A 9452-nucleotide genomic window follows, 5' to 3' on the forward strand; every position below is an offset into this window, starting at 1 on the left:
CCTGTCAGCCGTGACTTAACCGCCCGTATCAGGCGGCGGATATTTGACGTCGAGTATGTCGATCGGCTGCGGGCCGGCCGGTGTGTACAACGTGACCGTATCGCCGACTTTCGCCTTCAGCAGCGCGCGCGCAATCGGCGAGATCCAGCTCACGTGGCCGATATCCAGATCGACCTCGTCGATGCCGACGATCGTCACGATATGCTCCTCGCCGTCCTCCGTCGCATACTCCACAGCCGCGCCGAAGAAAACCTGGTCGACATTCTCCTGCTTGCTGCTGTCGACGACTTCAGCGAGATCCAGCCGTTTGGTCAGAAAACGGATGCGCCGATCGATTTCGCGCAAGCGGCGCTTGCCATAGATGTAATCGCCATTTTCGGAGCGATCGCCGTTCGAGGCCGCCCACGACACCAGTTTGACCACTTCCGGCCGATCGACGTCGATCAGATGCAGTAGTTCATCGCGCATGCGCCGGTAGCCGGCGGGCGTGATGTAGTTTTTCGTTCCAGCGGGAACGTCCGGCTGGGCGACGTCGAGATCGTCGTCATTCTCTTCGCTCGACTCTTTGACAAAGGCCTTGTTCATGATGATCCGGTAACTGCAGCAAACGACTGCCTATCAAGGGTACACGATCACGACTATGAGACAAATCGCAGTTACATGCTTCCCTTTTTCGAAACCTTTGCTATAATCTCGTTTCTGCGTGCGGCTGTAGCTCAGTTGGATAGAGTACTTGGCTACGAACCAAGGGGTCGTGGGTTCGAATCCTGCCAGCCGCACCACTTATTCGAGGGCCTCCCTCTGGGGAGGCCCTTACGTTTTGCCCCAGTTTCAGTGCAGTAAGCATCACCGTTTAGCGTGCGGCTGTAGCTCAGTTGGATAGAGTACTTGGCTACGAACCAAGGGGTCGTGGGTTCGAATCCTGCCAGCCGCACCACCTATAAAGGGCCTTCCGATCGGAAGGCCCTTTGTTTTTGTCCGTCGGTTCCGGCCTCGCTTGGGTTCCGCTGCACCCGAAGGCCTTGGCGGCACCCGAACACGCCCCTTTATCGCGGCGCCGACTGAATATCTCCGATTTGCCCATCCGGGTTCGGCACATCGCCGAACGAAGCCGCCATCGCCTGCTCGCCGCTAATTTCCCGCTCACCGATAGGTTGCGCCCGATCGCCGGCCAGCGCCTGTGCTTCATGCAGCACATTCTCCACGGTTTCGCCATAACGGCTCTCGACGAATGCCCGCAGCAGCGCGATCCGCAGCGAGTCGCCCCGCCCTTCCACGGTTCGGTAGCCGCCTTCGAATTCCGCGATGCAGTGAGCCGCGCCCTGGTGGCTGCGCTCACGCACTTCGAGCCGCTGCGCGCGCTCCAGCACGGCCGCCGCAGCCTCCCATGACGTAGAAGGCGTAAAACGGCCATCCCAGGGACGTCCGCGGTCGTTGCCGCGAACCGCCACGGTTTCGCCGCTGTCGGTAAAGTAGATTTCGCGCACGAAGTCGTGCAGGCTGCGGGCGACCCAGTAATCGAGTGCCAGGCCGTTGAGGTCGGATACGTTCACGAACATTCTCCCTGAGTTTCAGATGAGACTACGCGCGTAGCCGGTGCGTTCAGATTTGAAGAGGGAAATGAAGCGCCCTGAGGCCACCCCAAGGCGTCAAACGAAAGGTCAGTAATCCGCTCGCTCGCGGTCGATGCGCATTCCGCCGTCGTGACGGTGATGGCCTTCCTCGCTCGGCCGCTCGCGCGCGATGCGCATGACGTCCGGGTTCGTGCGCACCCGGCGCATGACGTTGGCCAGATGGACACGATCGCTGACCTGGATCACGAAGCGCAACACCGTGGATTCCTGCGACAGGTCTTCGTCCATTGCAATGTGGACGATGTTGGCATCCGCCGAGGTGATATCCGCGGCCACGCGGGCGAACACGCCCTTGGTGTTCTTGACCAGCACCTTCACGGCGACGTCGAACAGACGCCCCGGTTGCGGTGCCCAGGCGACGTCGATCCAGCGGCCCGGATCGCGCCGGTGGATTCGTTGCGCGACGCGGCAATCCGTGGTGTGGATCGCCATGCCGAGGCCGATGCCGATATAGCCCATGATGTCGTCGCCCGGAATCGGACGGCAGCACGCGGACAGTTGCACCGACATGCCCTCGGTGCCGGTAATGACGACCGGCGGCGCATGCGGCAAATCGGAGTGGGAGCGCGAGCCGTCGTCGTCGGCGTCGCGGCCGCTCATCAGCACTTCGATGCGCTTGGCCATGACTGCCGCGACACGCCGGCCGAGACCGATGTCCGCGAAAATTTCCTGACGGTTCTTGTTGCCCGTCCATTGCACGAGCTTCTCCCACGCTTCCGGCGTCACATCCGAAAGCGCCAGCCCATAACCCTTCAACGCCTGGTCGACCAGACGCTCGCCGAGTTGAACGGACTCGTTCAGCCGCATCGTCTTCAGATAATGGCGGATCGCCGAGCGCGCCTTGCCGGTACGGACAAAACCGAGCCACGCCGGATTCGGCTTCGAATACGGCGCAGTGATGACTTCGACGATGTCGCCGCTCTTCAACTCGGTGCGCAGCGGCAACAGTTCGTTGTTGATCTTCACCGCGACGCACTGGTTGCCCAGGTCGCTGTGGATCGAATACGCGAAGTCGAGCGCCGTGGCGCCGCGCGGCAGCGCCATGATCTTCGACTTGGGCGTAAACACGTAGACCGCGTCCGGGAACAGGTCGATCTTGACGTGTTCGAGGAATTCGCTCGAGTCGCCCGCTTCGCTCTGAATATCGAGCAGCGACTTGAGCCACTGATGCGCGCGCTTCTGCACGTCGTTCAGGTCCGCGCCGCCGTTCTTGTACAGCCAGTGCGCGGCCACGCCCGCCTCGGCGATCTCGTGCATCTTGCGCGTGCGCACCTGAAACTCGATCGGCGCGCCGAACGGGCCGACCAGCGTGGTGTGCAGCGACTGATAGCCATTCACCTTCGGGATCGCGATGTAATCCTTGAACTTGCCCGGCACGGGCTTGTACAGCGCATGCAGCGCGCCGATGCAGGTATAGCACTCCAGCGCGCTGTCCACCACGACGCGGAAGCCGTACACATCGAGCACTTGCGAGAACGACAACTGCTTGTCGCGCATCTTCTTGTAGATACTGAAGATGGTTTTCTCGCGGCCGGTGACCTCGGCGTCGAGCTTCGCGTCGGCAATTGCGCGCTGCACCGATTCGAGAATCTTGCCGACCACTTCGCGCCGGTTGCCGCGCGCCGCCTTGACGGCTTTTTCGAGCGTGGCGTACCGGTGCGGGTTGAAGTTCGCGAAGCTCAGGTCCTGCAGCTCGCGATAAGTATTGTTCAGGCCGAGCCGGTGAGCGATCGGCGCGTAGATATCCAGCGTCTCGCGCGCCACGCGGCGGCGCTTTTCCGGCGGCACCGCGCCCAGCGTGCGCATGTTGTGCAGCCGGTCGGCGAGCTTGACCAGAATCACGCGGACGTCGCGCGCCATCGCGAGCAGCATCTTGCGGAAGTTTTCCGCCTGCGCTTCCTCGCGATTGCGAAACTCCATCTTGTCCAACTTCGACAAGCCGTCGACCAGTTCCGCCACCTTCGCGCCGAAACGCTCGGCGAGTTCGGCCTTGGTCACGCCCTGGTCTTCCATCACGTCGTGCAGCAGCGCCGCCATGAGCGCCTGGGCGTCGAGGTTCCAGCCGGCGCAGATTTCCGCGACGGCGACAGGATGCGTGATGTACGGCTCGCCGCTCTGGCGGTACTGGCCGAGGTGGGCTTCGTCGCTGAAATGGAAGGCCGACTTGATGTCCTTGATCTCTTCCGGCTGCAGATAGCCGGACAAGGCGGACGTCAGTTTGGCAATGGAGACGACGTCATGCCGGCGCGGTTGCTCCGGCGTGGCGGTCGGCCCGAACAGATGGCGAAACGACTGTTCGAGGACCGCGTCGATGTACTTCCGTGCAGACGAGGGCGAGTCAGCGTCGTGTTCCACTTCCGTGGCGGTGGGCGGGGTAGCACTCATGTTCGCCTCCGTAGCGGTTAGGGTTGGACGCCGGTCTGCACGTTGATGCACTTACGTGCGGCAAAGATGTTGCAAAAGCGTGTCGCAAACAGGTATGGCAACGCGTAGTCGAAACCGGAGCAGTGCGCCTTACTTAAACAGGCACCTTCTTCAGCATTTCGACGCCAACCTGGCCGGCTGCGATTTCGCGCAGTGCGACGACGGTGGGCTTGTCGCGGCTTTCGATCTTCGGCGTGTGGCCTTGAGCGAGCTGACGCGCGCGATAGGTTGCGGCAAGCGCGAGTTCGAAACGGTTCGGGATCTGTTTGAGGCAGTCTTCGACGGTAATGCGGGCCATGTTGGGTTCCTTCTCAGTATGTTGCTTATTCTACCTTATGTGCTCGGTACACCGCCGCGCTTACGCGTGTGGCAGGTGAATGCCGAGCTGCACGAAAAGCTGCGTGTGGCGCGCGTATTGCGAGGCGAAGCGCGAACGCGTCGCGGCCACGAGGCATTGCAGTTCGCTGAGCGCGCGTTCGAACTTCTCGTTGATCACCACGTACTCCGCTTCCGCCGCGTGCGCCATCTCGCTGCCGGCCGCGAGCAGCCGGCGTGTGATCACGTTCGGCTCGTCCTGGCCGCGCTTCTTCAGACGCTCTTCGAGCGCTTCGAGCGATGGCGGCAAAATGAAAATTTCGACCGCGTTGTGAAACTGCTTTTTCACCTGCTGCGCACCCTGCCAGTCGATTTCGAGCAGCACGTCATGGCCGCTTTTCATCTGGTCCTCGATCCACACGCGCGAGGTGCCGTAGTAGTTGCCGTGCACTTCCGCGCTTTCCAGAAACTCGCCGGCATCGTGACGCTTCATGAAATCGTCGACGGTGGTGAAGTGGTAGTGCTCGCCGTCCTGCTCCTTCGGGCGCGGCGGACGCGTCGTGTACGAGATCGACAGGCGGATCGCGTCGTCGCCGGCGAGCAGCGCGTTTACGAGCGTCGACTTGCCCGCGCCCGAAGGCGCGACGACCATGAACAGGTTGCCGGGGTAAGCACCGGCGTACGGATTGCGCGGCGTTTCGCGTGGGTGGTGATGGTCGGTCATGTCCGTGGTGCTCCAGCCTTATTCCAGATTCTGTACTTGCTCGCGCATCTGTTCGATGAGCAGCTTCAGGGTCATCGACGAATCCGCCAGTTCCTTTGCGGCGGCCTTGGAACCGAGCGTGTTCGCTTCGCGGTTGAGCTCCTGCATCATGAAGTCGAGGCGCTTGCCGACCTTGCCGCCCTTCTGGATCACGTGACGCGTTTCGTTCAGGTGAGCCGTGAGACGCGACAATTCTTCGGCGATGTCGATACGGATGCCGTACATCGTCACTTCCTGGCGAATCCGCTCGTTGATCTCTTCGCGCGAGACGATCGTCGCGGCGGTATCCGGCGCGGCGATGCCGAGCGCTTCCTGCAAGCGTTCGACAATCTTCTGTTGATGCTTGGCGATCAGTTCCGGCACGAGCGGCGTGATCTTCGTGACGATCGCTTCCATCTCGGTGACGTTGGCGATCAGCATGGTCGCCAGTTGCGCGCCTTCGCGGGCGCGCACGTCGATCAGGTCCGTGATGGCCTGCTTGCCGCAGGCGAGCACGGCGTCGCGCAGCACTTCAGGCGCTACGCCGCTTTCGGCCAGAATGCCCGGCCAGCGCAGAATCTCGCCCGTGCGCAGCCGCTCTGCTTCCGGAAACGTCGAGAGCACCGTGCGTTCGAGCAGCGCGAGTTGCGTGAGCGCGTCGTGGTTGATCGAACCCGCGTTGGCGGACTGTTCGCTGCGTTGCAGGTTGATGCGGATATCGACCTTGCCGCGCGACAGCTTGTTCATCAGCATCTCGCGCAGCGTGGGTTCGCACACGCGCACGTCTTCCGGCATGCGGAAGTTCAGATCGAGAAAGCGCGAGTTCACGGTGCGCAGTTCGACCGATACGCTCACGCCACCTGTGCCCGAGGCCGCGACGAGTTCGCGCGTGGCGCTCGCATAGCCAGTCATGCTGTAGATCATCGTATTTCTCGCGATTGCGGCCATGCGCTCGACGATGGCCTGAGAGTCGAATCGCCCGGCGTGTACGAGACGCGGGGCGGGGAAACGGCATTATCCCATTTTTGGCGGAAAGGCCGCCCCGCGATGGCGCCCCTTGAAGAGCCAACGCACATGCGGGCAGCCGCCCCGCCCGATCGGCTGTAAAATCGCGCTTTCCCTCCCGCTTTTCTTCCTGACCGATCCCAACATGACCAACGACACCCAACGCCCCAGCGGCCGCAAGGCCAATCAGCTGCGCGACGTGCGCATCACGCGCCACTACACGAAGCACGCGGAGGGCTCGGTGCTGGTCGAATTCGGCGATACGAAAGTGATCTGCACCGCGAGCATTGCTGAGAGCGTGCCGTCGTTTCTGCGCGACCGAGGCCAGGGCTGGCTCACCGCCGAATACGGCATGTTGCCGCGCGCCACGCACACGCGCAGCGACCGCGAAGCCGCACGCGGAAAACAGACCGGCCGCACCCAGGAAATCCAGCGGCTGATCGGTCGCGCGCTGCGCTCGGTGTTCGATCTGGAGAAGCTCGGCGCGCGCACGCTGCATATCGATTGCGACGTGATCCAGGCCGACGGCGGCACGCGCACGGCCAGCATCACCGGCGCGTTCGTGGCGGCACACGATGCGGTGGCCAAACTGCTGGCCACCGGCCGCATCGAAAGCTCGCCGATTGCTGATTATGTCGCGGCGATTTCGGTGGGCGTGTACGACGGCCTGCCGGTGCTGGATCTCGACTACGACGAAGACTCGCAATGCGACACCGATATGAACGTCGTGATGACGGGCGCGGGCGGGTTCGTGGAAATTCAGGGCACCGCTGAAGGTGTGGCCTTCTCGCGCGACGAAATGAACGCGCTGCTGGATCTGGCCAGCGACGGCATCAATACGCTGATCGCGAAGCAGAAAGCAGCGCTGGAGCAAAAGGGTGAATGAGGTGAGTCAAAACAATGGCGCGGCCGTGTCCGCTTCGCCGTTGAAGAGAGTCGTGCTGGCGTCGAACAACGCCGGCAAGCTGCGCGAGTTCGCGGCGTTGCTCGGCGCGGCCGGCATCGAACTGATTCCGCAAGGCGAGTTGAACGTGCCGGAAGCCGAAGAGCCGCATCCGACCTTCGTCGAGAACGCGCTGACCAAGGCGCGCCATGCGTCGAAACTGACCGGCCTGCCCGCGCTCGCCGACGACTCGGGCCTTTGTGTGCGCGCGCTGCGCGGCGCGCCGGGCGTCTATTCGGCGCGCTACGCGCAGCTTGCCGGCGGCGAAAAGAGCGACGCGGCGAATAACGCGCGCCTCGTCTCGGCGTTGCAAGGCGAGACCGATCGCCGCGCCTACTACTTCTGCGTGCTGGCTTTGGTGCGTCACGCGGACGATCCCGAGCCGCTGATCGCCGAAGGCCGCTGGCATGGCGAAATGCTGGACGCACCGCGCGGCGCACATGGATTCGGCTACGACCCGTACTTCTTCCTGCCGTCGCTGAATGCGAGCGCCGCCGAACTCGAACCGGCGGTGAAGAACGCCAGCAGCCATCGCGCGATTGCGTTGCGGCAACTGCTCGCGCGTCTGACGGAGGAAGCGTGATTCCGATCAAACCGGCGCCCGCCGATATCGGCAACGGCGTCATCAAGGCCTTCACGTCGCCGGGCAGCATCCGGCTGACATCGCTACCGCCGCTGGCGTTGTACGTGCATTTTCCGTGGTGCGTGCGCAAGTGTCCGTATTGCGATTTCAACTCGCACGAGTGGAAAGGCGACACGTTCCCCGAGAACGAATATCTCGACGCGTTGCGCGCCGATCTCGAGAGGGCGCTGCCGCTGGTCTGGGGCCGCCAGGTGCATACGGTGTTCATCGGCGGCGGCACGCCCAGCCTCCTTTCGGCGGCCGGGCTCGATCGCATGCTGTCCGATGTGCGCGCGCTGCTACCGCTCGACGCCGACGCGGAAATCACGCTCGAAGCCAATCCCGGCACCTTCGAAGCCGCCAAGTTCGCGCAGTTTCGCGCGAGCGGCGTGAACCGGCTCTCGGTGGGCATCCAGAGTTTTAACGAGGCTCATCTGAAGGCGCTCGGCCGCATTCACGACTCGGCGCAAGCGCGCCATGCCGTCGAAGTGGCCTCGACCACGTTTGATAACTTTAATCTCGACCTGATGTTCGCGCTGCCGGGGCAGACGCTCGCCGAATGCCAGGCCGATGTCGAGACAGCGTTGTCGTTCGCGCCGCCTCATTTGTCGCTGTATCACCTGACGCTCGAACCGAACACGCTATTCGCGAAGTTTCCGCCCGCCCTGCCCGACGACGATGCATCCGCCGATATGCAGGACTGGATTCACGAGCGCACCTCCGCTGCCGGTTACGAGCGCTATGAGGTGTCGGCGTATGCGCAGCCGCATCGGCAGAGCAAGCACAATCTGAACTACTGGCGCTTCGGCGACTATCTCGGCATCGGCGCGGGCGCGCATACGAAGCTGTCGTTTCCGAATCGCGTGCTGCGGCAGGCGCGCTACAAGCATCCCGCCACCTTCATCGAGCAGGCGAAGGCCGGCACGGCGGTGCAGGAAGAGCATGAAGTCGGGCCGCGCGATCTGCCGTTCGAGTTCATGCTGAACGCGCTGCGGCTGGTGGAAGGGTTTCCGGTGCATCGGTTCATCGAGCGGACGGGGATGTCGATGACGTCGATCGAACCGGCCTTGCAGGAAGCCGAACGGCGCAAGCTGATCACGCGCGACCACGAAAAGATTGCACCGACGCCGCTCGGCCAGGCGTTCCTGAACGATTTGCAAGAGCTGTTTCTGAAAGATCCGCAGTGATTGCGGATCGACCGGGCGCCGCAGCGAGGTTTTTTCAGGTTACAATTTAGGGCTTGGAGGTGTGGCCGAGTGGTTTAAGGCACCGGTCTTGAAAACCGGCGAAGGAGCAATCTTTCCGTGAGTTCGAATCTCACCGCCTCCGCCAGAACATCAATGAATACGGGCCTTTCGGCCCGTTTTTCGTTTCTACCCGCCAAACAACCCGCCAACCATGCGAATGTCCTTGAATGGGTACATCAGGACTTGTGGCGCACCAAATCCCGCAGATGATGTTCCCGGAACCAGCGGGATAGTCGCTCCTCGTTCTCGGAAACGGCCCAGATCCCTGCGCCAAACACAACCACGATCGTCCCTATCAAAATCGCCAACATTGAGTCGCTCATGGCAGCCTCCATCAAAGTCATGGCCACGCTTAAATTTTAGGCGACAGCTTGCACCAATGCCCGCCTTGGGTGTTGCCTTGGGTGTCGCCTTGGGTGTCGCCTTGGGTGTCGCCTTGGGTGTCGCCTTGGGTGTCGCCTTGGGTGTCGCCTTGGGTGTCGCCTTGGGTGTCGCCTTGGGTGTCGCCTTGGGTGTCGCA

The 9452-nt window shown here is 62.5% G+C and carries 10 protein-coding genes and 3 tRNA genes; 6 read left to right on the plus strand and 7 right to left on the minus strand.

What is annotated here, in order from left to right; translation table 11 throughout:
- Positions 1–15: 15 nt before the first annotated feature.
- Positions 16–585: a transcription elongation factor GreB gene (greB, locus tag ACQKRQ_RS20115; protein ID WP_132373449.1), complete on the minus strand. Its 570-nt coding sequence runs from the start codon at positions 583–585 to the stop codon at positions 16–18.
- Positions 586–705: 120 nt separating this feature from the next.
- Between greB and ACQKRQ_RS20120 the strand changes: the two genes are divergently transcribed.
- Together ACQKRQ_RS20120 and ACQKRQ_RS20125 are read left to right on the plus strand one after the other, a co-directional pair.
- Positions 706–782: transfer RNA gene (locus tag ACQKRQ_RS20120), tRNA-Arg, on the plus strand.
- 78 nt (positions 783–860) lie between these two features.
- A tRNA-Arg gene (locus ACQKRQ_RS20125) sits at positions 861–937 on the plus strand.
- 109 nt (positions 938–1046) lie between these two features.
- Here ACQKRQ_RS20125 and ACQKRQ_RS20130 read toward each other — a convergent pair.
- The 5 genes from ACQKRQ_RS20130 to ACQKRQ_RS20150 form a co-directional block, all read right to left on the minus strand.
- On the minus strand, positions 1047–1553 hold the full coding sequence (locus tag ACQKRQ_RS20130; protein WP_427478954.1) for a phage protein NinX family protein: 507 nt from the start codon (positions 1551–1553) through the stop codon (positions 1047–1049).
- Between the two features lie 108 nt (positions 1554–1661).
- The gene (locus tag ACQKRQ_RS20135; protein WP_132373447.1) at positions 1662–4019 is read right to left on the minus strand and encodes a RelA/SpoT family protein; all 2358 of its coding nucleotides are present in this window, start codon (positions 4017–4019) and stop codon (positions 1662–1664) included.
- A 133-nt stretch (positions 4020–4152) separates the two neighbouring features.
- The gene (gene rpoZ, locus ACQKRQ_RS20140) at positions 4153–4356 is read right to left on the minus strand and encodes a DNA-directed RNA polymerase subunit omega (RefSeq protein ID WP_006025620.1); all 204 of its coding nucleotides are present in this window, start codon (positions 4354–4356) and stop codon (positions 4153–4155) included.
- A gap of 60 nt (positions 4357–4416) precedes the next feature.
- Positions 4417–5097, minus strand: coding sequence for a guanylate kinase (gene gmk, locus ACQKRQ_RS20145; RefSeq protein ID WP_427478961.1), 681 nt, complete (start codon positions 5095–5097; stop codon positions 4417–4419).
- A gap of 18 nt (positions 5098–5115) precedes the next feature.
- A complete protein-coding gene (locus tag ACQKRQ_RS20150; RefSeq protein ID WP_408216242.1) occupies positions 5116–6039 on the minus strand; it encodes a YicC/YloC family endoribonuclease in 924 nt (307 codons plus the stop codon).
- Positions 6040–6265: 226 nt separating this feature from the next.
- Here ACQKRQ_RS20150 and rph point away from each other — a divergent pair, with 226 nt between their 5' ends.
- The 4 genes from rph (at position 6266) to ACQKRQ_RS20170 (ending at position 9017) form a co-directional block, all read left to right on the plus strand.
- The gene (gene rph, locus ACQKRQ_RS20155; RefSeq protein ID WP_408248251.1) at positions 6266–7006 is read left to right on the plus strand and encodes a ribonuclease PH; all 741 of its coding nucleotides are present in this window, start codon (positions 6266–6268) and stop codon (positions 7004–7006) included.
- Positions 6999–7646 carry an RdgB/HAM1 family non-canonical purine NTP pyrophosphatase gene (gene rdgB / locus ACQKRQ_RS20160; RefSeq protein ID WP_427478963.1) on the plus strand — a complete coding sequence of 216 codons (648 nt, stop codon included), beginning with the start codon at positions 6999–7001 and terminating at the stop codon, positions 7644–7646. Before rph ends, rdgB begins: the two co-directional genes overlap by 8 nt.
- A complete protein-coding gene (hemW, locus tag ACQKRQ_RS20165) occupies positions 7643–8872 on the plus strand; it encodes a radical SAM family heme chaperone HemW (protein ID WP_427478965.1) in 1230 nt (409 codons plus the stop codon). Before rdgB ends, hemW begins: the two co-directional genes overlap by 4 nt.
- Before the next feature lie 55 nt (positions 8873–8927).
- Positions 8928–9017: transfer RNA gene (locus tag ACQKRQ_RS20170), tRNA-Ser, on the plus strand.
- 91 nt (positions 9018–9108) lie between these two features.
- Here ACQKRQ_RS20170 and ACQKRQ_RS20175 read toward each other — a convergent pair.
- The gene (locus tag ACQKRQ_RS20175) at positions 9109–9255 is read right to left on the minus strand and encodes a hypothetical protein (RefSeq protein WP_427478967.1); all 147 of its coding nucleotides are present in this window, start codon (positions 9253–9255) and stop codon (positions 9109–9111) included.
- Between the last annotated feature and the right edge of the window lie 197 nt (positions 9256–9452).

The sequence above is a fragment of the Paraburkholderia sp. NPDC080076 genome (assembly GCF_050281145.1).
In the GTDB taxonomy this organism is placed as follows: Bacteria; Pseudomonadota; Gammaproteobacteria; order Burkholderiales; family Burkholderiaceae; genus Paraburkholderia.

Excerpts from the sequence above, each read along its gene's own strand:
- greB (WP_132373449.1), bottom strand. The coding sequence starts at position 585 with ATGAACAAGGCCTTTGTCAAAGAGTCGAGCGAAGAGAATGACGACGAT.
- ACQKRQ_RS20135 (WP_132373447.1), bottom strand. The coding sequence starts at position 4,019 with ATGAGTGCTACCCCGCCCACCGCCACGGAAGTGGAACACGACGCTGAC.
- rpoZ (WP_006025620.1), bottom strand. The coding sequence starts at position 4,356 with ATGGCCCGCATTACCGTCGAAGACTGCCTCAAACAGATCCCGAACCGT.
- gmk (WP_427478961.1), bottom strand. The coding sequence starts at position 5,097 with ATGACCGACCATCACCACCCACGCGAAACGCCGCGCAATCCGTACGCC.
- ACQKRQ_RS20150 (WP_408216242.1), bottom strand. The coding sequence starts at position 6,039 with ATGATCTACAGCATGACTGGCTATGCGAGCGCCACGCGCGAACTCGTC.
- rph (WP_408248251.1), top strand. The coding sequence starts at position 6,266 with ATGACCAACGACACCCAACGCCCCAGCGGCCGCAAGGCCAATCAGCTG.
- ACQKRQ_RS20175 (WP_427478967.1), bottom strand. The coding sequence starts at position 9,255 with ATGAGCGACTCAATGTTGGCGATTTTGATAGGGACGATCGTGGTTGTG.